Origin of the sequence: Polaribacter sp. IC066, assembly GCF_007997085.1 — a bacterium.
Taxonomy (GTDB): domain Bacteria; phylum Bacteroidota; class Bacteroidia; order Flavobacteriales; family Flavobacteriaceae; genus Polaribacter.
Window position 1 is genome coordinate 21,913 of the sequence record NZ_VORR01000013.1, and the last position, 21,907, is coordinate 43,819.

The window sequence follows — 21,907 nt, forward strand, 5'->3', positions numbered from 1 at the left end:
TATTTGTAGCACAATTAACTAAATTCACAAACTAATGAATGGCATTTTAGACAAAGCAAAAAAATGGCTTACTCCTACTTTTGACGCTGAAACTCAAGCAGAAATTCAAGATTTACTCACTAACAATCCTGATGATTTAGCAGACAGATTCTATAAAGACATGGAATTTGGTACTGGCGGAATGCGCGGTATTATGGGTGCAGGAACCAATAGAATTAACAAATATACTTTAGGAAGAGCAACACAAGGTTTGTCTAATTACTTAATTGATCATGTAAAATCATCACAATTAAAAGTTGTAATTGCTTTTGATTGTAGACATAACAGTAAAAAGTTTGCAAAACTAGTTGCCGATGTTTTTTCGGCAAATAATATTAAAGTTTTCTTATTCGAAGATTTGCGTGCAACGCCAGAATTATCTTTCGCCGTTCGTCATTTAAATTGTGATGCCGGTATTGTATTAACTGCTTCTCACAATCCGCCAGAATATAATGGCTATAAAGTCTATTGGGCAGATGGTGGTCAAATAGTTCCTCCACATGATGGTGGAATTATTGGCAACGTAAACGCGTTAGATTTTTCTGAAATTAAGTTTCAGGCAAATGAAGCTTTAATTGAAACTATTGGTAAAGATGTTGATGACGCTTTTATTGACGCTTCTGTCATAAATGGTTCTTTATCAGAAAAAATTGATAGAAAAAATTTAAAAATTGTCTTTACTTCTTTGCACGGAACCTCTATTGTTTCTGTGCCAGATGCTTTAGCAAAAGCTGGGTATACAGATGTGCATATTGTAGAAGAACAAAGAGAGCCGAATGGCGATTTTCCTACGGTAAAATCTCCAAATCCAGAAGAGCCAGAGGCTTTAGCAATGGCAACAAATTTAGCAGATAAAATTGGAGCTGATATTGTAATTGGTACAGATCCTGATTGTGATCGTTTAGGAGTTGCCGTTAGAGATGCTGATGGAAACATCAAATTGATGAATGGCAACCAAACCATGGTGATCATGACTGAATTTCTATTAAAAAAATGGAAAGACGAGCAGAAACTAAATGGAAAACAGTTTGTTGGTTCTACCATCGTTTCTACAGAATTGGTAAATGATGTGGCTACAAGCTATAATGTTGAGACCAAAGTTGGTTTAACGGGTTTTAAATGGATTGCTAAAATGGTGAGAGATTTTCCTGAGCAAGATTTTATTGGCGGTGGCGAAGAAAGTTTTGGCTATATGGTTGGTGACTTTGTTAGAGATAAAGATGCTGTTACAGCTACTTTATTAGCCTGCGAAGTAGCTGCTATAGCAAAACAAAACGGTAGCTCTTTTTACCACGAATTGCTAAACATCTACATCAAAAATAAATTTTATAAAGAACATTTAATTTCGATCACTAAAAAAGGAATGGATGGCGCTGCAGAAATTAAGCAGATGTTAAGCGATATGCGTAACAATCCTATTTTAGAGCTCGATGGTGAAAAAATTGAAACACTCTCTGATTACGAAGCATCTACGAGCAAAAATTTAATTACTGGCGTTGTTACAAAAATAGATTTACCAAAATCTAATGTATTAATTTATCAAACGGCATCAGGAACAAGGATTGCGGCAAGACCAAGCGGAACAGAGCCAAAAATTAAGTTTTACTTTAGTGTAAATACGCCTTTAGACAGCAAAGAAAATGCTAAAAATGTAGAAGCCAAATTAGATGCCAAAATTCAGCGTATTATAATAGAGATGAAATTGAATTAATGAGTTATTTCAAAGACATTTTAAAATATGAAAAGAAGTATCGAAAATTTACAGTTCTAAATATTCTATTTAATATACTGTATGCAATTTTTAATGTGCTTTCTGTTTTAGCTTTTATTCCTGTTTTAAGAATTCTATTTAGCACAGAAAAAGAAGTAATAAATAAACCAATCTATAAAGGTTTAGGGGATCTTGGTGGCTATTTAGAAAATAATTTTAACTATTTTATTTCTGAAAAAATTATAAACGATGGTGAAATTAGCGTCTTGCTATTCATCTGTTTGTTATCGTTATCTTTATTCTTTTTTAAAAACTTATTTAGATATTTAGCCTCTTATGTAATCACTTTTTTAAGAACAGGAATTGTAAAAGATTTACGAGATCAACTATATCTTAAAATTGTAGAATTGCCCATTGCGTACTTTTCAGAAAAAAGAAAAGGAGATATCATTGCAAGGATGACTTCTGATGTAAAAGAAGTAGAAAACTCTATTTTAACCTCTATAGAAGCGTTGGTTAGAGAGCCTCTTACGGTTATTATTTCTATTTCTATTATGCTTTATATAAGTGTAGAATTAACACTCTTTGTGTTTATTTTGCTGCCAGTTTCTGGTTTTATAATTTCATCGATTAGTAAAAAGTTAAAAGCAAACTCTGCAAAGGCACAAAAAGAAACCGGTAATTTTTTGTCATTTATAGAAGAAACGTTAACGGGTTTAAGAATTATTAAAGGATTTAATGCGGAAAGTGTCATTGCGACAAAATTTAATAATTCTACACAAAATTTCAGAAAATTAATGACGAGTGTTTTTCATAGACAAACATTGGCTTCACCGATGAGTGAATTTTTAGGGTCGGCAACCATTATTGCGATACTTTGGTATGGCGGAACAGATGTTTTAAATGAAACGAGCACATTAGATTCAAGCAAGTTTTTAGGCTATATTTTATTATTCTATACGGTTTTAAATCCTATCAAATTAATAACTACCACGTTTTACAATATTCAAAAAGGTGAAGCTTCTGCAGAACGCATCATGCAAATTTTAAACACAGAAAATAGTATTAAAGACAAACCAAATGCTATTGTTAAAGAAGGTTTTAAAAATATAATTGAATTTAAAAATATCTCGTTTAAATATAAAGATGAATATGTTTTAAAAGATTTTTCTTTAACGATTCATAAAGGTGAAACGGTTGCTTTGGTTGGACAATCTGGAAGTGGCAAATCTACTTTGGCAAATTTAATTACGCGTTTTTACGATGTTAATAAAGGGAATGTTATTATTGATGATTATGATATTAAAGATGTTACAAAAAAATCTTTAAGAGATTTAATGGGCATTGTTTCTCAAGATTCAATTTTATTTAATGATACAATAGCCAATAATATTAAGTTAGGAGCACAAGATGCTACAGATGAAGCAATTTTAGAAGCTGCTAAAATTGCAAATGCAGACGATTTTATTCAGAATTTACCTCAAAAATATCAGACAAATATTGGCGATAGTGGCAACACGCTCTCTGGCGGACAAAAACAACGTTTATCGATTGCAAGAGCTGTTTTAAAAAACCCACCAATCATGATTTTAGACGAAGCAACCTCTGCTTTAGACACAGAATCAGAACAATTGGTGCAAATAGCTCTAGAAAAAATGATGCAAAGCAGAACTTCTTTAGTCATTGCCCATAGGTTATCTACCATTCAAAAAGCAGATAAAATCGTTGTAATGAAAAAAGGAAAGATTGTAGAACAAGGCAAACATGAAGAATTACTTGCTAAAAAAGGCGAATATTTTAAGTTGGTTTCTATGCAATCTTTAAGTTAATTCTTATTTATTTTAAAAACATGGTTGTCCGATAAAAGAAACAAGAGCGCTTCGCTTTTAGAGCCGAGAACCAAAACTAGACTAGACCGACTAGACTATAACTAACTTAAAGTCAACTAAAAAAAAGTGTGAAATTTTAAATTCAAAATTAATTCTAAAAACAAAGTGTAATTCTGAAAAAACAAGTGTAATCCCTTTATTATAGAGTACTTTGTTAACTACCACTCTTTTTAATCAGACATTAATGTTTTAAACACATAAAGTCCTGTTATTTATTTCTAATCGCTTGCAATTCGTTAAATTTTCTTCGTTTTTATCAAAAAATCCTAAAAGCCCTAAATATTGTTTTGGTTTTTATCCGAACAATACTTAAAGCTTTTAAAAGTAATTATAAAATTAAATTGTCTTTATTTTAATTCAATCACCAAATCATCAGAATGCACCATTGCTCCTTCTTTTAAAACAATTTTTTTAATCATAGCATTTTCATTGGCTGTAATTGTTGTTTCCATTTTCATCGCTTCAATAATAAATAAAGGTTGATTTTTAGCAACTGTTTCTCCTGTTTTAACCAAAATTGTAGATAATAATCCTTGCAAAGGCGCCCCTATTTGATTGGCATTACTCTTATCAACTTTTACATTTGTAATCGTTTCAACTTTTATAGATCTGTCTTGAACCTGTACCGTTCTTCCCTGACCATTTACTCTAAAATAGACGGCCACCATTCCTTCTGAATTTGCCTGCCCTATAGAATCTAATGTAATCAGCAGAGTTTTTCCCCGATCTAATTCTACCGTAATTTCTTCGCCTCTGTCCATACCATAAAAGAAGTTTTTCGTTGGCAGGTTGGTTAAATTATCATATTTTAAATGATTATTATAAGCATCTGTAAATACTTTTGGGTACAATTTATACGATAGAAAGTCAGTAAAATCGATACTTCTGCCCAAATCGTTTTCAAATATTCTTCTAAATTCTGCATATTCTTTTTCAAAATCTACTGGCGGTATATGAGCATTAGGCCTTTCTGTAAAGGGTTGTTGGTCTTTTAAAATAAGTTTTTGTAGCTTCTCTGGGAATCCGCCCACAGGTTGCCCTAAATCGCCTTTGAAAAAACTAACCACAGATTGCGGAAAAGAAATCGTTTCTCCTTTTTCTAAAACATCGTTAATGGTTAAATTATTACTCACTAAAAATTGCGCCATATCGCCCACAACTTTAGAACTTGGTGTTACTTTTACAATATTACCGAACAGCGTATTTACTTCTCCATACATTTTTGTAATCTCATGAAAACGACTTTCTAAACCCAAAGATTGCGCTTGTGGTTTTAAATTTGAATATTGCCCTCCAGGAATTTCATGCTGATATACTTCACTAGAACCGGCTTTTAAACCTGATTCAAATGGATAATAATATTCTCTCACAGCTTCCCAATAATTAGAATATTCATTTAAAGAAGTTGTGTTGATAGGGTTTTCTCTCTCATGAAACTTCATCATTTCTACAATCGAATTAAAGTTCGGTTGTGATGTTAAACCAGAAAGTCCGCTTAAAGCAACATCAACCACGTCTACACCAGCTTCAATTGCCTTTAAGTACGTTGCAGATTGTATCGAAGATGTATCATGTGTATGCAAATGCAACGGAATATTAATTTCTGATTTTAAAGCCGTAATCAATTCTGATGCTGCATAAGGCTTTAGCAAACCTGCCATATCTTTAATTCCTAAAATATGCGCCCCAGAATTTTCGATTTCTTTTGCTAAATTGATGTAATATTTTAAATTATATTTGGTGTTTTTAACATCTAAAATATCGCCTGTATAACAGATAGAACCTTCTGCCAAACCTTTTGTTTTTGTTCTTACATGCTCTATACAGGGCGCTATTGATTTCATCCAATTTAAAGAATCAAAAACTCTAAAAACATCTACACCGTTTTCCCAAGATTCTTCTACAAACTTCCCTATTAAATTATCTGCGTATGCTGTGTAACCAACGCCATTAGAACCTCTAATTAACATTTGTAATAAAACATTTGGCATTTTTGCTCTTAATAATTGCAAACGTTCCCAAGGGTTTTCTTGCAAATAACGCAAACAAACATCAAACGTGGCACCACCCCAAACTTCCATACTAAAAATTTCTGGATGTTGTTTGGCATATCCTTCGGCTACTTTTAGCATATCAAAAGTTCGCATTCTAGTCGCCAATAAACTCTGATGTGCATCGCGCATTGTGGTATCTGTAAAATGCACTTTCTTCTCATTTTTTAACCAAGTAGAGAATTTCTCTGGGCCCAATTCTGTCAACAAATCTTTTGTTCCTTTTGGGTATGCCGCAGTTGCATCAAATTTAGGTACTTCGGGTTTTACAAAAACTTTTGATTTATCTACTTTTTTTACATCTGGATTTCCATTTACAGTAATATCGCCCAAATAAGAAACTATTTTATTCGCTCTGTTTCGAGGTGCTTTAAAAATAAATAAATCTGGAGTAGCTTTGATAAAATTGACGGTAATTTCTCCTTTTCTAAAAGTTTCATGCAATAAGATATTCTGTAAAAAAGACATATTGGTCTTTACACCTCTAATTCTAAATTCACTTAAAGCTCTTCTAACTTTTCTAATCGCGCCATCTAAAGTTCTACTATTTGCGGTAACTTTCACCAACATAGAATCAAAGAATGGCGAAATAGTAACTCCTTGATAAACACTTCCTGCATCTAAACGTATGCCAAAACCAGAGGCACTTCTGTACGTAGAAATAGTACCAAAATCTGGCTTAAAATCGTTCTGTGGGTCTTCTGTAGTTATTCTGCACTGCAACGCATATCCCGTAACTTTTATGGCTTTTTGATTTGGTATTTTTATTTGCTGACTATCTAATGCATAACCACCAGCGATAAATAATTGTGTTTTTACCAAATCGATATTCGTAACAACCTCTGTAACCGTATGCTCTACTTGAATTCTAGGATTTACTTCGATAAAATAAATAGACCCATCATCATCAACCAAAAACTCTACAGTACCAATATTATTATAATTTACGGCTTTACAAATTTTGATTGCATAGCCGTATAAATCATTTTTAATTTCTTTTTTCAGTCCAAAAGAGGGCGCAAATTCAATTACTTTTTGATATCGTCTTTGAACAGAACAATCTCGTTCATATAAATGAACTGTATTTCCAAAATTATCGGCAACAATTTGTATTTCTATATGTTTCGGGTTTTCTACAAACTTTTCTAAAAAAACAGTATCGTCTCCAAAAGCGTTTAAAGCTTCTCTTTTACTTTCATTAAAAGCTTTCTTTAATTCTTCTTCATTTCTAATCACACGCATTCCACGTCCGCCGCCACCAGAAGCTGCTTTTAACATTAACGGATAACCTATGTTTTTTGCTTCTTCTAAAGCAATCTCAATACTTTCTAATGGATTTATATTGCTTTCAATAATCGGAATATCATTTGCAATTGCTACTTTTTTTGCAGTAATTTTATCACCCAAAGATTTTAAAACCGATACTTTTGGGCCCACAAAAACAATGTTATTTTCTTCACATTTTTGAGCAAAATCTGCATTTTCAGAGAGAAAACCATAACCTGGGTGAATGGCATCTACATCATTCTCTAAGGCTACCTTAATAATAGCGTCAATATTTAAATAAGGTTTTAAAGGTTGATTGTCTTCGCCAATTTGATACGATTCATCAGCTTTATATCTGTGCAAAGAATATCGATCTTCAAAAGTGTAAATTCCGACCGTTTTTATATTAATTTCTGTACAAGCTCTAAATATTCTAATTGCAATTTCGCCTCTATTGGCTACGAGTACCTTTTTAATTTTCATTTCTTGGATGATTACTATTATATCTCTTAAAGATACAATAGAGAATTCAAGAAATAAAAAAAAATAACGTTTTTCTTAAAAAATATTTAAAAATAAAACAGGTTTTAACCTATTCGTAAAATTAATCTCACAAAAAACTACTTTTATACACATAAAGTGCAATCAGTAGCTAGAATTGTTAGCCTTGTTGCAAACCCAAAGTATGCCCTTTTTTGATCATAAAATCATAAGAAGCTTTGTGTTCATTCGGAATTTCACCATCTAAAATAGCCTCCTTAATTGCTTCTTTTATTTGACCAATTTCTCTACAAGGCTTTAAATGAAAAGCTTTCATAATTTCTTCGCCAGTAATTGGTGGTTGAAAATTTCTAACCTTATCACGCGCTTCTACTTCTTTAATCTTAAAACGAACTACATCAAAATTTTCATGGTAGCGTTTAAATTTCTTCGGGTTTTTTGTAGTTATATCTGCTTCGCACAGGGTCATTAAAGAATTAATATCATCACCAGCATCAAAAACCAAACGTCTTATGGCAGCATCTGTTACCTCTGAAGCCAACACAATTGGTCGTGAACTTAACAAGACCATTTTCTGCACAAATTTCATTTTATTATTTAAAGGCATTTTTAACCTTTTAAATAACTTATAAACCATTTTAGACCCAACAAATTCGTGTCCATGAAACGTCCAACCTACTTTTTTACTAAATTTCTTTGTTGGTGCTTTTCCGATATCATGTAGTAAAGCCGCCCAACGTAACCAAACATCCTCGGTATATTCGGCAATATTATCGACTACTTCTAGTGTGTGATAAAAATTGTCTTTATGTTTCTGACCTTCCACCTCTTCTACTCCTTTTAAAGCAATAATTTCAGGCAAAATTTGTGGTAATAAACCTGTTTGTTCTAATAATAAAAACCCTATTGATGGCTTTGTACATGATAAAATTTTATTTAATTCATCTACAATTCGTTCTCTTGTAATAATTTGTAATCGCTCTGAGTTCCTAGAAATAGCCAAAAGAGAATGCGATTCAATTTCAAAATTTAATTGTGACGCAAAACGGATAGCACGCATCATTCTTAACGGATCGTCAGAATAGGTAATATCAGGATTTAAAGGCGTTTTGAGAACCTTATTTTCTAAATCTTCTATGCCGTTAAACGGGTCTAATAATTCGCCAAAACTCTCTTTATTTAAACTTAACGCCAACGCATTAATCGTAAAATCTCGTCTATTTTGATCGTCTTTTAAAGTACCTTCGGTAACTTCAGGATTTCTACTATCTTCTGTATAAGACTCTTTTCTAGCGCCAACAAACTCAATTTCAATGTCTTTATAGCGCAACATTGCCGTTCCGTAGGTTTTAAAAACTTGTACTTTTGGTTTGTTTGGCAGTAGTTTAGAAACTTTTAAAGCTAATTCTATTCCGCTACCAACCGCAACAACATCGATATCTTTTGCAGTACCTCTTTTTAAGATAAAATCGCGCACAAAACCGCCAATTACGTAGCTTTTAACCTGTAATTGTTCTGATGCATCTGATATTATTGTAAAAATCTCTGAAGAAATTGCTTCTTTATAGTCCATATTTTATAAGAAAACGCAAATTTATTGTTTTCTACTCTTTTAAACAGTGATTGGTAAAAGAAAATTCTAATTACATTTGTACTTTTGCTTACACAAATAAAGTATCTTTTTTAAATAATAGCTTTTTATGATTATTGTAAGAATTGTTGGCGGTCTTGGAAATCAAATGTTTCAGTATGCTTATGCAAAAGCTCTGCAACAAAAAGGGTACGACGTTAAAATTGATCTTACAAAATTTAAAAATTACAAGTTGCATGGCGGTTACCAATTAAATCAGTTAAAAATTGATTTAGAAACTACGACACCAATTGCAAACATTCTATGTAAAATAGGATTCCGGAAATCTGTAAAAGAAAAAAGTTTACTTTTTGATCAAAAATTTTTAGAAGTACCCCAAAGAGAATATATCAAAGGATACTTTCAAACAGAAAAATATTTTGCATCCATTAGAACTGTTTTATTAAAACAATTTGTTCTAAAAAAAGAGCTCTCAAATACTACTCTTCATTATCTAAAAGAAATTACCATTCAAAAAAACGCCTGCTCTTTGCATATCCGAAGAGGCGATTATATTACTGATGAAAAAGCGAATAGTGTGCACGGAATTTGTGATTTAAAGTATTACAAAGGAGCCATAAAATTGATTCAAGATAAATTTAGAGACAGTCATTTCTTTATTTTTTCTGATGATATTTCTTGGGCTCAAAAAAACCTTATTGTTAAAAATACAACCTATATAGCACATAATGTAATACCGCACGAAGACATGCATTTAATGAGTTTGTGCAAACATAATATTACGGCAAATAGCAGTTTCTCTTGGTGGGGCGCTTGGTTAAATCAGCATGAAGATAAAACTGTAATTGCTCCAAAAAAATGGTTTGTTCGTAAAGAAAACGAAGTTGCTTGTGCTAATTGGATTCAGTTATGATTACTTACAAAGTTTATTATATAAACCTCGATAAAAGTATTGAGAGACGTGAGTTTATGGAAAAACAATTTAAAGAATTGAAGATGCCTAATGCATTAATCTCAACAATGTTTGGTCAAGATTTCGATTCAAAATAATTCTAAAAATAGTACCTTTGCAAGCTATATTAAAAATATGTTTCAAAAAATCCCGAATTATATAAAATACATTTTTACAAATGTTTTTTTTATATTTATTTTTACTGTTTTTTTTCGAGTAATTTTCTATCTTTTTTTTACTCAACTAGACAATAGTTCTTCTCTAGAAATACAAAAAGCTATTTTATTAGGTATTCGTTTTGATTTAAAATTAGCTATTCTTACTTTTTTCCCTTTAACTATATTCGTTTTAATTACAAATTATCGTTTTTTTGAACGTGTCATTTATAAAAGAATAGCGACTATTTACCTCGTTATATCCTACTTAATTTTAACGCTGTTCTATCTTTTCGATTTTGGATATTATGAGTATTTGGGCATCCGTTTAGATGCTTCTTCACTCCGTTTTTTAGGCGATTTAAGAATATCTGCACAAGTTTTAATTGAAAGTTACCCCGTTTACAAAGGTCTAATCGCAGTAGTCATTTTATGTTTTATCATTTATAAATACGCTGGTTTTGTGTATCAATTTTTTTCTAAACCACATCAAAAAATAACTAAAAAACTAAAGGCTGCATTCTTTACTTTAATCATACTTTTGTTCTCTTTTGGCGTTTATAACAGCACAACGCACTACCCTTTGCGATGGAGTGAAGCTTTTTTCTCTAAAAATAATGCTATAAATCAATTCGCTTTAAACCCTGTTTTATTTTTCTTTGATAGTTTTGCTTTTAGAAGTGAAGGTGTAGATCTTGAAAAATTTAAAACCTATTATCCAGTAATTGCCAAACATCTAAACTTACCAAAAGACAGCATTAATTTTGAAAAAAAAGTAACTTTTACTGCTCCTTATAAAAAGAAGCCCAATGTTGTTTTTGTAATGTTAGAATCTACAGGAACAGCGACAATGAGTTTCTACGGAAATCCATTAAATAGTTCTCCAAAAATGGATTCGATTCTTAAAGAAAGCTTAAGTTTTTCTAAATTTTATGTTCATAAAGCAGGCACCGCAGGTAGCGTTTTTTCTAGTATTACTGGCTTGCCAGATATTGAGGATATAAAAACAGCTTCTAGAAACCCTTTGATTATTGATCAACGTATTATTTTTGATCAATTTAAAGGATATGAAAAACTCTATTTTTTAGGCGGCTCTGCCAATTGGGCAAATATAAGAGGGGTCTTTCAATCCAATATAAAAGGCTTAAAAATCTATGAAGAAGGAAGTTTTGAGGAAGAAAATAGAGCTGATGTTTGGGGAATTGATGATTACGACTTATTTAAAGAATCTGACAAAAAATTAAAAAAATTGCATAAAAAAGGAAAACCTTTTGTTGCTTACATTCAAACAGCAACCAACCATATGCCATTTACAGTGCCTGATAAAAAAGAAAGCTTTACCCCTATTTTAGAAAATGAAATTACAGAAGAAACTTTGCTAAAAGGAGGTTTTAGATCTTTAGGACAATTAAACGGAATTCGGTATTTAGATTTTAATGTTGCTCGTTTTTTAGAAAGAGCAAAAGAATCTGGTTATTACGACAATTCTATTTTTGTGTTTTTTGGGGATCATAGAGGAGGAATGAAAAAACTAAATTTTTTAAAAAATAATGAAGATGATTTAGGAATACAAAGACATCATGTTCCGTTTTTTATTCATGCACCAAAATTTATAAAACCACAAGAGCTGGATAAATATGCGAAATTGGTAGATATTTTCCCAACAGCTACAAGTTTGGCGAAAATAGACTACACAAACTACACTTTAGGAAGAGATTTATTAGATAGCACAGCAGTAAATACTACTGCTTTTTTATACATCACAAGAAAAGGAGAAAAAGCTGTTGGGGTGTTAAAAGATAGTTTTTATTATGTAAAAACAAACATCTCTAAAAAAGCAGGTTTATACAGTTTACAAACAAATACACTAAAAGACATTAGGCTCGATAAACCCAATATTACAAAACAAATGGACAGCCTTTTATCGGCATACTATCATTCTACAAAATACTTGTATTTTAATAATAAAAAAATAGCTAAACCTGTTAAAGATTTAAAGTAAAGCTCACCCCTTGATAAGAAAATCATAGCACCCTGAATTTTGTCATATTTTGGTTTCATTGTATCTTTATGTAAATGCATAATAAAAAGGCAACTTTAAGGAATTAGAGTTCTTTTCAAATAAATCTGGTATTAATTCATTGTTTTATTAAAGTCTGTCTCTAACTTCTTATCTATCCATGTTAAAATATATGATAATGTCTTCTTATTGGCTAAAACTAGCATCTGAAAACACATAAATTTTTTAGTTTCATCCTTATCAAACAAATATAATTTAAAAACGACCTTTAGATAATTGTAAGATTGATAATAACTTAAATTAAAATTACTCTTTAAGATAAAAGTTTTCTTTTTAATCTCTAAAAGATTAGATAACGACATGATAAGAAACTGTGTTTTATATCTAAATCTATGTTTTACATTATCGTCTAACGATTTAGAATTTGATTTAAAATACTTTTCAATCGTAGACTTTTTTATAGCAACTGGGGTATGATCTATTCTTAAATATTTTTTAAGCCCTAATAATTTAGCTGTATTTTGCTGACATAATTTATAACCAGCTTTATTAGTATCTACTTCTTTAAACATAGATTTAAGCTTTAAAGCAAGTTTTCTGATCGTTTTATCTTCATAAAAAGAATCCCATCGTCCTCTTATAACGGTTAAATCACCCACAAAAAAATCTTCAATTTTTGTTTCCTTCATTAAAAAAAAATCATCGTTAAAAAACAAGAAATGTTCGTTTAAATTTGGAATCCTAAAAATCATTGTTTCGATGGTAATAGCATTAAACGTGGGTAAATAATGCTCGTATCCTCTAAAAATAACTTTATGATCGATAATTACCAAATTCACATTAGATTCTTTTGCGATAATCTGAAGTTTATCAAAATCTTTTGGCTCCTGATTATCTGTCACCAAATAAATATTTCTTATAAACTTTGCATTTTTAATGATAGATATAATTGTAATTTCAATTTCATTGATTGAATGGTATGCATTAATTGTTTTGTTATTATTCCAATCAACTTTATTTTCTAAATATTTATTTATGTTATTTTGCCAAACAACATCTGTACTATCTACCCATGTAATAACAGCATCAACAGGAAAATTTTCATTATTATACATTCAGTTTATTTTTTAAATTAACAACTTTAAATTATATGCATTCTTGAAAAACTATGGAAAATAATGGAAAATAATTTATTAATAAGAAAAATTAATTAAATACTCAGGGAGTCCAGGAATTATGCTTTTCTTTTTTATTGTAATATAGCAGAAACTATCTAGATTCTATTTGAAACTACATCAATACCTGCTCTACGCTGCACCTTTTTTTTAAAAATTAATTAGTTTTATTCGGATGCTTCATAGATTTTCTACTTAACCAAGTTCTATTCTTTATTGCAAAAAGATAATACGTCATAAGCTCAATACATAAATAAAAGTTAAACCTCAATTTAGGCACAAAAAAGAAGAAAACACCCAGCAAAGCCAAAATTAATTTACTAATTACTGTTGTTAAAACAACTAGAAATTGAAGAATAAAATATTTTAAACCTTTAAAATGATTCTTAATGTAAACATGTTTTGAAATTATTAGTTCTGTCTTCGTTATTTTCGCTGTTTTTATATTTAACCTTGATGAGCCTCCATGGTTATGAATAATTTCTGTGTCTGTTAATAAAACAATTTGAGCTCCTAATTTAGACACCTTTTTCGATAAGTCTACATCTTCATAATACATCCAAAAATCTTCATTCCAGCCATTAACCTTATCAAACCAAGTTTTACTTATAAAAACGATTGCTCCTGAAACCCAATCTGGATAAAGAACATTGTTTTTATTAAGTATTTTTGCATTTAATCTCTTTTTAAATACTGCTCTAAAAGAACCAAAAAGTGTTTCTGAGTCTGGAAAAAAACGAGTATTTTTTTCGTAAGAACCATTAGTGTTTCGCTGATTGCATGACACAATACCTACATTTTTATTTCCTTTTGCATAGTTAAATATTTTTAACAAAGCCGTTTCAGAAATAATAGTGTCTGGATTCAAAAAAAGCAAAAAGTCTCCATTTGAGTTTTTTGCTCCTAAATTACAACCATTTGCAAAACCATTGTTACCAGTATTCTCTATAAAATTTAATTGAGGAAATTTCTTTTTAAAGACTTCAAATAGATCATCATGCGAACAATTATCAACAATAATTACTTCTAAAGAAAAATCTTTAGAAACACTTAAGTTTATAGAATCTAAACAGTTTTCAAGATGTTTCCAACTTTTGTAATTTACTATTACAATTGAAATATCTATTTTTAATTTATCAATAATCATTCTTTAATTCTATTATTCAACAACCAAAGTTTTATATACCTTGTATATACCCCATAAGCTTGAGATTTTGCAAAAACATATCCAGGTAGTCCATCTAAAAAACCAAATCGAATAAAATAATGAATTACAAACCTTGCAGGAGGTTTTATTAAAATATGAAATAAATTTATTTTTTTCCCTTCTTCGAAATATTGTTTTCCTCTTAATGCCCCGTAATGATTCATTTTAGAAATATAATGGTCATAACTCTTGTAAGAATAATGTTCTATCTTGTTTTTTAAAAACCCTAATTTACCTTTAGAAATTATAGTTTCATGCACGACTCCTTTGTATTTGGCCTTTTTCTTTAAAAATAAACGAACGACCTTATCTCTTTGGCAACCGCCATAATTTATTTGACTTCCACAAAAGAAAAAAGTTCTTCTTACATAAAAGCCAACACAACCTTTTGGCTCATTTACAGCTTCTAAAATTTCTTTTTCAACCTCTGGTGTTACTCTTTCATCGGCATCTAAAATATAAATCCAAGAATATTTTGCTTGCTGAATTGCAAAGTTTTTCTGTGAAGAAAAATCATCAAACTTGCGCTTGATGATTTTTACATTACATTTTTCTGCTATTTCTAACGTTTTATCTGAACTAAATGAATCAATTACAATTATTTCATCCGCAAAACTGACGGATTCAATGGCTGCTGCAATATGAATTTCTTCATTCAGCGTAGGTATAATTGCGGTAATTTTAGTCATAGCTTTTTTTAGCTCTTAAACGGCCACATTATACTCACGCAAAGCATCGTTTAAAGAAGTTTTTTTATTGGTACTTTCTTTTCTTTTTCCGATAATTAAGGCACAAGGCACATTGTATTCTCCGGCAGCAAACTTTTTAGGATAGCTTCCAGGAATCACCACAGATCTTGCAGGTACAATCCCTTTCATTTCTATAGGCTCATCACCCGTAACATCTATAATTTTAGTACTCATTGTTAAGACAACATTTGCTCCTAAAACTGCTTCTTTTTCTATTCTTACACCTTCTACAACAATACATCTAGAACCAATAAACGCACCGTCTTCTATAATTACAGGTGCTGCTTGTAAAGGTTCTAAAACACCTCCAATTCCTACACCACCAGATAAATGCACATTTTTACCAATTTGCGCACAAGAACCAACTGTAGCCCAAGTATCTACCATAGTACCTTCGTCTACATACGCACCAATATTTACATAACTTGGCATTAATATAGTTCCTGGAGCAATATAAGCACCATGCCTTGCTACTGCGTTTGGCACCACTCTAATACCTCTTTCTTTAAAGTTTCTTTTCAACGGAATTTTATCATGATATTCAAAAATACCCGCTTCTAAAGTTTCCATTTTTTGAATCGGAAAATATAAAACAACTGCTTTTTTAACCCATTCATTCACTTGCCATCCGCCATCTATTGGCTCTGCAACTCTTAATTCTCCTTTGTCTAATAAATCAACTACTTTTCTAATGGTGTTTATCGTAGTTTCTTCCTTTAGCAAATCACGATTTTCCCAAGCTGACTCTATAATTTCTCTGATATCTTTCATTTTAAAACTTACTTTTTGCAAATATAAATTTATCTGTAAAATCTAGAGCGAATATACATTTTTTAAACATATTACCTGTCCTTGTTTAAAATACAAAATCACTTTTCTTTTAACGGATTGATTTAATTCAAATTAATACTTCTCAATTATATTTTAAACTTTATTTTTGCAAAAAAAGTAAACCACTTGGGAAGAATTTTAGCCATCGATTTCGGAAAAAAAAGAACAGGAATTGCTGTAACAGATCAATTACAGATTATTGCCTCTGGATTAACAACCGTAAATACTGAAGAATTAATGCCGTTTTTAAAAGAGTATATATCTAAAGAAAGCGTAGAACTTTTTTTAGTGGGTAAACCAAAACAAATGGATAATTCAGATAGTGAAAGTGAGGCTTTAATTATCCCTTTTTTAAAAAAATTATCAAAGCAAATACCACAAATACCTTTGCAAAGAGTTGATGAACGTTTTACGTCTAAAATGGCTTTTCAAACGATGATTGATGGCGGACTGAAAAAAAATCAACGTAAAAACAAGGCTTTGGTTGATGAAATTAGTGCCACAATTATATTACAGTCGTATTTATACAGTAAATAGTTTTGTTCAAGTTACAAACTTTGTACTTTTGCAATCCACAAAAATGAGAAAATGATTTTACCAATTGTAGCGTATGGAGATCCTGTTTTAAGAAAAGAAAGCAAGAAAATTGATGCTGATTACCCAAACTTAACAGAGCTCATTACCAATATGAAAGAAACCATGTACAATGCCTCTGGCGTTGGTTTGGCGGCGCCACAAATTGGCAAAGCAATACGTTTGTTTATTATTGATGCCTCTCCTTTTGCAGAAGATGAAGATTTAGATGATGAAGATAGAGCTACGCTAAAAACATTCAATAAGGTTTTTATCAACGCACAAATTTTAGAAGAAGAAGGTGAAGAGTGGGCTTTTAATGAAGGATGTTTAAGTATTCCTGATGTTCGGCAAGATGTATTTCGTCAGCCAAAAGTTACATTTGAATACCAAGATGAAGATTTTAAAACACACACAGAAGTTTTAGAAGGTTTAGCGGCTAGAGTTTTTCAGCACGAATATGATCATATAGAAGGCATCTTATTTACAGACAAACTTTCATCACTCAAAAAAAGATTGATCAAGAAAAAATTAGAAAATATCTCAAAAGGAAAAATAAATGCAGACTATAGAATGCGTTTTCCGAATTTAAAAAAAGGTAAATAATAAAAAACAATGTCTATTTAAAGCCAGTAAGAAATTATAATTTTTCAGGACTGAAATATGTTCCACTGCGCTAAAAAAGACAAACAATATAAAATATATATGGAATTTAGTAAAATTATTTCGGTTACAGGTAAGCCTGGTTTATTTCAAGTAGTATCTCAATCTAAAAATGCAATTATTGTATCCTCTTTAGCAGATCAAAAAAGAATAGCAATTAACTCAACTCAAAATGTTAGTTTATTAGAAAACATTGCTATTTACACTTTTGAAGAAGACGTTCCGTTATTGAATGTTTTTAAAGCCATGTTTGAAAAAACGGAAGGTAAAGAAGCTCTTTCTCACAAAGAAAGCGGTAAAAAATTAGCGGCATTTTTTACAGAAGTTTTACCAAATTATGATGATGAAAGAGTATATACCTCTAACATTAAAAAAGTAATTCAGTGGTTTAATATTTTAGTTGCAACAGGAATGGATTTTGCTGCAATAGCAGAAACTTCGAAAAAAGAGACTGAAAGTGAATCCTAGTTTTTAGCTTTTAGTTTTTAGTTTTTAGTAAAAACTAAAAATAAACTTTACAGTATTGCTTGTTCGTGATTTTTCGCGACTATAATTTGCAACTTTTATAATACATGAACTCAAGAAAAGAACAATTATCCGCTTTTAACCGTTTGTTAGACATTATGGATGAACTTCGTGAAAAGTGTCCTTGGGATCAAAAACAAACGTTAGAAAGTCTGCGACATTTAACCATTGAAGAAACCTACGAATTAGCAGACGCTATTCTTGACAATGATTTACCCGAAATTAAAAAAGAATTGGGTGATGTTTTATTACACATTGTTTTTTACGCCAAAATTGGTAGCGAAAAAAAAGCGTTTGATATTGGTGATGTTGCCAATGCTATTTCTGATAAATTAATTCACAGACATCCTCATATTTATGGAGATGCAAAAGTTGATAATATAGCAGATGTAAAACGCAATTGGGAACAACTAAAACTACAAGAAGGTAAAGAATCTGTTTTAGAAGGGGTTCCTAAAAGTTTACCTGCAGTTGTAAAAGCAAGCCGAATTCAAGAAAAAGTTGCAGGCGTTGGTTTTGATTGGGAAAAACCTGAACAAGTTTGGGAAAAAGTACAAGAAGAACTTTCTGAACTCAATGAAGAAGTTAAAGCTGGCAATACAGAAAATACCGAAAAAGAGTTTGGTGATGTTCTGTTTTCTATGATTAATTATGCCCGCTTTATTGGTGTAAACCCAGAAAATGCATTAGAAAGAACCAACAAGAAATTTATCAATCGTTTTCAGTATTTAGAAAAAGAGGCAAAAAAAGAAGGCAAAGAGATTTCTGACATGTCTTTAGTAGAAATGGATGTGTATTGGGAAAAATCTAAAGCGTTTTTTAAATAACTTCATTTTCTGCTAAACGATATTCTCTAAACAACGATTTTATAGCTTTCTTATCCAAAACAAATTTTGAAAAGAATAATACGGTATTCCTTAAAAAGTTATTTTGAGCATACTTGAAAATATTTTTTAAACGATTGCAATTTGCAGAAAATCTATTTTCACAATCAAATTTGTAAGTTGCCATATAACTGCAATCATTTTTTCTTAAAGATTTTTCAATCGTTTTGCTCGCGATGAAAGCGGCTTTAAAATAAATTTACCCCCCTTTACCCACAATCAGATGTACTTTCTAAACACTATTGCCAACGCATACTAAAGTGTTTCATACAAATTAATCTAAAACGGGAGTTATTGGCGCACTGCCGCCTTATAATTTATCAGTATCTTCAACTATACATGAAATTTCTAAAATTGTATGCAAACGATTTTTTAAATCTTTTACAATTTCGTCATCAAAAATATCAAAACCAATAATTGCTCTTTAATCTTTTAGTGAAAAAATCTAACGACAACCTACCAGATATTATTTACCAATCAGCAAAAACACTTCTTTAAGGTTTCCTAAATATTGCACAGTATATGCAACACCTTTTACTAAACTGATTTTTTAATCACAAAGCCCCGCTTTTTTTTCACGAATCAATCCGTTTGTGCCTCAAGCATCAAGTATTTTACCTACGTATATTTCTTTGTGTTGATGTGTTACTGAAATAAAATTTACATCAATAGCTGTTTCAATAGTCTCGATATGTATATCGGTTTTAATGGTGATAAACTTATCATCAAGATGATTTAAAATTTGTTCATGCACTTTTCTTTTATCCAAAATGTACAAATCAGGTTTTACCTTTCTTTGAAAGCTTTAAGAGCGAAAAACGATTGTGTGAATTATTTGAGCAACCAAATCGTACGTAAAATCGAAATCTTTGAGGTTTATAAAACTTCCCAAAATGTTAAAAAGAGAAATCTAGCAAATTTATTTTTCGATCTAAAACAACATTTTTCATTTGATTTTGCTCAATTCTCTGGCTAAAATCTAACCAGCTGCACCTCCTTCAATATTAAAAACACCAAAATTATTGTTCATAAAAGTAAAAGAGTATGTTCAAATAAATAGAAATGCAAGAAATAATAATTTTTGCTTATTTCTAAAATTACAAGTGCCCACTAAAAACATTTTAGTTTCAAATAACTTTTGAAATACACAGTATTCCACATAAATCATTGGGTGTATATTTGAGTTAGATATTTTAATTATGAATAAAATTATACTATAAAGTGTTCTTTTTGTAGCTCACAAGTCACTCAAATGCAGTTCTATAAGAAAATATTGTTTCCATGACTGCAGAAGGTTGTGTCTTTTAGCGAAGCGGTCTTAAATCTTTTTAATGAACCCTAGTGTTATAAAATCTATTTTTAAAAGTGTTCTAAAATTCAAAAAGCTTAACTAATAAACCTTTCGATTCAGTTAGTTAAGCTTTAAAATATAAAAATAGGTATTTTACAATCTACCTAATAATTCTGCTTTCTTATTTTCAAAATCTTCAAAAGAAATAATCTCTTTGTTTTTCAACGCTGCTAACTTTTCTATTTTAGCAAAAATATCTTCCTCTAAATTATTCATTGTATTCTGAATAGGTTGAGCGCTTTCTGCAACTATAGGAGCCGGTTGATTTTGAACATTCGCATTCAGATTATTAGCAGTTTCTTGCGGCTTTGGCTTATTTTCTGCACCAGAAACAATCGGCAAAGAACTTAAATCTACCGTTCCGTATTGACTGGTAAAATTTACTGAATACGTACCACCTTGCTGCTGCCCTACGCCACCAATATTATTATCTAACGTATCAAAAACAGTTACTTTTCCGTTTTGTTGAATTGCTAAACGTCTAATATTAGAAAAAATTGCGTAACTTGTATTATTCTGACTTCCTGTAGAATTAGGAAAGCCTAAATCTCCCCACCAATTGCCACTAAAACCAGACTGAAAACCTCCTTGACCTTGATTTTGAATTTTAGGTAAAGGTTTGTACTGAATTCCGCCTTGATGTATTAAATTAGATATTTCGATACACAAACCATCTACAGTTGCTTTTAACTGATTGTTAAACATATCGCCAACCATCGTCATTCCTCCTTGCATCCATTGACCTCCGCCTCCTAACTCAAAAATATTAAACTGTGCCATTGTGCCGTTGCTTCTCATAAGTGTTTGTGTTAAATCTGTAACCGCACCTATACTTATTCCGTAACGACTTGCTATGTTATTCATGTTTTGAAAACTAGCATCTGTGAATATTGCATTCATAATCTTTCTCTTATTTAGTATAAAAATGTTTGTTTCACATTTTCGGCGTAAAGGTAGTCTTAAAGAATCTGATTGAGTTTGTTTTTTATAGAATTTTTAATGTAAAGTAACTGAATTTTAGTTAAATATAGCCTTTAAAAGTTATTCTAGCAGATATTATTTTAATCGTTACGGCAGCAATTTGGTTTGCTTTTTTTGAATGTAAATTTCTAAACTTGTTAAAAACCTCCAATTCTCAATGGTGGTTAGAAAGAAAAAAATCTAGTTAATAAAAATACCTACTCATAGCGATAAAATTGAAGCTGTCTTTTAGTAGTTTTAAATAATTAATAATTTAAAAATTATACTTGTTCGATAAAAGACTCGAGATTGCTCCGCTTTCAGAACCAAGAACAAGATTTAACCCTAAACACCTGACAAACAGTAACAAATTAAAATAAAATTGTCTATTTTATGTTGATGAAATTATTTTTAAAAAAGAAAGGTGTGATTTAAAAAATTCGCAGAATCCTTTATTTTAAAAGGGTTTATCAAACTAAAAATATTTTTAATCGGACACCAATGTTTAAAATTATACTTTTGAATTATGAAAAATTTTTTACTCAAGACAGTAAAGGAGATGGAAAAATTGAACAAGAACTTTTATTTGACGAAGCCAACGCACTATCACTTTTAAATTTATCTAAAAATGAAATTTTCAGGATAGAGGAAAATCAAACTGAAGGTTTTTCTGGAGTTCGAAGTTGTAGTAAGCCAGAAGTTCATAATTCTAATGCGAATGTAGCCCTGCAAAGGTGAGCCAAACAAAAATGTATGATTATCAAAATTTAAGATACGTTAGATATGGGCATTTAGGCGGAACTGCAAGATAGAT

At 30.6% G+C, this 21,907-nt stretch carries 17 protein-coding genes; 9 read left to right on the top strand and 8 right to left on the bottom strand.

Annotated elements, in window-relative coordinates; all coding sequences use genetic code 11:
• Nucleotides 1-34: 34 nt before the first annotated feature.
• Nucleotides 35-1,750, top strand: a complete 1,716-nt coding sequence (locus ES044_RS06150) for a phospho-sugar mutase (protein ID WP_147118479.1) — start codon at nucleotides 35-37, stop codon at nucleotides 1,748-1,750.
• Entirely contained in the window at nucleotides 1,750-3,579 is a 1,830-nt protein-coding gene (locus ES044_RS06155) for an ABC transporter ATP-binding protein (protein WP_147118478.1), read from the top strand. Before ES044_RS06150 ends, ES044_RS06155 begins: the two co-directional genes overlap by 1 nt.
• 407 nt (nucleotides 3,580-3,986) lie before the next feature.
• Here ES044_RS06155 and ES044_RS06160 read toward each other — a convergent pair whose 3' ends face one another.
• Together ES044_RS06160 and ES044_RS06165 are read right to left on the bottom strand one after the other, a co-directional pair.
• Nucleotides 3,987-7,439: a pyruvate carboxylase gene (locus tag ES044_RS06160; RefSeq protein ID WP_147118477.1), complete on the bottom strand. Its 3,453-nt coding sequence runs from the start codon at nucleotides 7,437-7,439 to the stop codon at nucleotides 3,987-3,989.
• A 178-nt stretch (nucleotides 7,440-7,617) separates the two neighbouring features.
• Entirely contained in the window at nucleotides 7,618-9,030 is a 1,413-nt protein-coding gene (locus tag ES044_RS06165; protein WP_147118476.1) for a CCA tRNA nucleotidyltransferase, read from the bottom strand.
• 127 nt (nucleotides 9,031-9,157) lie between these two features.
• Between ES044_RS06165 and ES044_RS06170 the strand changes: the two genes are divergently transcribed.
• The gene (locus tag ES044_RS06170) at nucleotides 9,158-9,961 is read left to right on the top strand and encodes an alpha-1,2-fucosyltransferase (RefSeq protein WP_147118475.1); all 804 of its coding nucleotides are present in this window, start codon (nucleotides 9,158-9,160) and stop codon (nucleotides 9,959-9,961) included.
• Between the two features lie 174 nt (nucleotides 9,962-10,135).
• Nucleotides 10,136-12,157, top strand: a complete 2,022-nt coding sequence (locus tag ES044_RS06175) for an LTA synthase family protein (protein WP_147118474.1) — start codon at nucleotides 10,136-10,138, stop codon at nucleotides 12,155-12,157.
• Between the two features lie 131 nt (nucleotides 12,158-12,288).
• On the opposite strand, the gene ES044_RS06180 is transcribed toward ES044_RS06175, so the two are convergent.
• The 4 genes from ES044_RS06180 to ES044_RS06195 form a co-directional block, all read right to left on the bottom strand.
• Nucleotides 12,289-13,290: a Stealth CR1 domain-containing protein gene (locus tag ES044_RS06180; RefSeq protein WP_147118506.1), complete on the bottom strand. Its 1,002-nt coding sequence runs from the start codon at nucleotides 13,288-13,290 to the stop codon at nucleotides 12,289-12,291.
• Between the two features lie 217 nt (nucleotides 13,291-13,507).
• The gene (locus ES044_RS06185) at nucleotides 13,508-14,497 is read right to left on the bottom strand and encodes a glycosyltransferase family 2 protein (RefSeq protein ID WP_147118473.1); all 990 of its coding nucleotides are present in this window, start codon (nucleotides 14,495-14,497) and stop codon (nucleotides 13,508-13,510) included.
• Nucleotides 14,494-15,246, bottom strand: coding sequence for a glycosyltransferase family 2 protein (locus tag ES044_RS06190; RefSeq protein ID WP_147118472.1), 753 nt, complete (start codon nucleotides 15,244-15,246; stop codon nucleotides 14,494-14,496). Before ES044_RS06190 ends, ES044_RS06185 begins: the two co-directional genes overlap by 4 nt.
• A 15-nt stretch (nucleotides 15,247-15,261) precedes the next feature.
• Nucleotides 15,262-16,077, bottom strand: a complete 816-nt coding sequence (locus ES044_RS06195; protein ID WP_147118471.1) for a 2,3,4,5-tetrahydropyridine-2,6-dicarboxylate N-succinyltransferase — start codon at nucleotides 16,075-16,077, stop codon at nucleotides 15,262-15,264.
• A 186-nt stretch (nucleotides 16,078-16,263) separates the two neighbouring features.
• Between ES044_RS06195 and ruvX the strand changes: the two genes are divergently transcribed.
• The 4 genes from ruvX to mazG all read left to right on the top strand — a co-directional run bounded on the left by ruvX (nucleotide 16,264) and on the right by mazG (nucleotide 18,725).
• Complete coding sequence (gene ruvX / locus ES044_RS06200) at nucleotides 16,264-16,674, top strand: Holliday junction resolvase RuvX (protein WP_147118470.1); 411 nt, start codon at nucleotides 16,264-16,266, stop codon at nucleotides 16,672-16,674.
• Between the two features lie 51 nt (nucleotides 16,675-16,725).
• The gene (gene def / locus ES044_RS06205; protein ID WP_147118469.1) at nucleotides 16,726-17,316 is read left to right on the top strand and encodes a peptide deformylase; all 591 of its coding nucleotides are present in this window, start codon (nucleotides 16,726-16,728) and stop codon (nucleotides 17,314-17,316) included.
• A gap of 99 nt (nucleotides 17,317-17,415) precedes the next feature.
• Nucleotides 17,416-17,841, top strand: coding sequence for a DUF5606 domain-containing protein (locus ES044_RS06210; RefSeq protein ID WP_147118468.1), 426 nt, complete (start codon nucleotides 17,416-17,418; stop codon nucleotides 17,839-17,841).
• A 104-nt stretch (nucleotides 17,842-17,945) separates the two neighbouring features.
• Nucleotides 17,946-18,725 carry a nucleoside triphosphate pyrophosphohydrolase gene (gene mazG, locus ES044_RS06215; RefSeq protein WP_147118467.1) on the top strand — a complete coding sequence of 260 codons (780 nt, stop codon included), beginning with the start codon at nucleotides 17,946-17,948 and terminating at the stop codon, nucleotides 18,723-18,725.
• A 655-nt stretch (nucleotides 18,726-19,380) separates the two neighbouring features.
• Here mazG and ES044_RS06220 read toward each other — a convergent pair.
• Together ES044_RS06220 and ES044_RS06225 are read right to left on the bottom strand one after the other, a co-directional pair.
• Nucleotides 19,381-19,560, bottom strand: a complete 180-nt coding sequence (locus ES044_RS06220) for a hypothetical protein (protein WP_147186946.1) — start codon at nucleotides 19,558-19,560, stop codon at nucleotides 19,381-19,383.
• A 666-nt stretch (nucleotides 19,561-20,226) separates the two neighbouring features.
• Nucleotides 20,227-21,033, bottom strand: coding sequence for an SHOCT domain-containing protein (locus ES044_RS06225; RefSeq protein WP_147118466.1), 807 nt, complete (start codon nucleotides 21,031-21,033; stop codon nucleotides 20,227-20,229).
• Nucleotides 21,034-21,612: 579 nt separating this feature from the next.
• Here ES044_RS06225 and ES044_RS06230 point away from each other — a divergent pair.
• Nucleotides 21,613-21,831: a hypothetical protein gene (locus ES044_RS06230; RefSeq protein ID WP_147118465.1), complete on the top strand. Its 219-nt coding sequence runs from the start codon at nucleotides 21,613-21,615 to the stop codon at nucleotides 21,829-21,831.
• The last annotated feature ends 76 nt before the right edge of the window (nucleotides 21,832-21,907 follow it).

Bases quoted from the DNA above. Each gene is read 5' to 3' on its own strand.
- mazG (WP_147118467.1), top strand. From the start codon at position 17,946: ATGAACTCAAGAAAAGAACAATTATCCGCTTTTAACCGTTTGTTAGAC.
- ES044_RS06190 (WP_147118472.1), bottom strand. From the start codon at position 15,246: ATGACTAAAATTACCGCAATTATACCTACGCTGAATGAAGAAATTCAT.
- ES044_RS06180 (WP_147118506.1), bottom strand. From the start codon at position 13,290: ATGTATAATAATGAAAATTTTCCTGTTGATGCTGTTATTACATGGGTA.
- ES044_RS06175 (WP_147118474.1), top strand. From the start codon at position 10,136: ATGTTTCAAAAAATCCCGAATTATATAAAATACATTTTTACAAATGTT.
- ES044_RS06195 (WP_147118471.1), bottom strand. From the start codon at position 16,077: ATGAAAGATATCAGAGAAATTATAGAGTCAGCTTGGGAAAATCGTGAT.
- ES044_RS06165 (WP_147118476.1), bottom strand. From the start codon at position 9,030: ATGGACTATAAAGAAGCAATTTCTTCAGAGATTTTTACAATAATATCA.
- def (WP_147118469.1), top strand. From the start codon at position 16,726: ATGATTTTACCAATTGTAGCGTATGGAGATCCTGTTTTAAGAAAAGAA.
- ES044_RS06150 (WP_147118479.1), top strand. From the start codon at position 35: ATGAATGGCATTTTAGACAAAGCAAAAAAATGGCTTACTCCTACTTTT.
- ES044_RS06170 (WP_147118475.1), top strand. From the start codon at position 9,158: ATGATTATTGTAAGAATTGTTGGCGGTCTTGGAAATCAAATGTTTCAG.
- ES044_RS06155 (WP_147118478.1), top strand. From the start codon at position 1,750: ATGAGTTATTTCAAAGACATTTTAAAATATGAAAAGAAGTATCGAAAA.
- ES044_RS06225 (WP_147118466.1), bottom strand. From the start codon at position 21,033: ATGAATGCAATATTCACAGATGCTAGTTTTCAAAACATGAATAACATA.
- ES044_RS06185 (WP_147118473.1), bottom strand. From the start codon at position 14,497: ATGATTATTGATAAATTAAAAATAGATATTTCAATTGTAATAGTAAAT.
- ES044_RS06160 (WP_147118477.1), bottom strand. From the start codon at position 7,439: ATGAAAATTAAAAAGGTACTCGTAGCCAATAGAGGCGAAATTGCAATT.
- ES044_RS06210 (WP_147118468.1), top strand. From the start codon at position 17,416: ATGGAATTTAGTAAAATTATTTCGGTTACAGGTAAGCCTGGTTTATTT.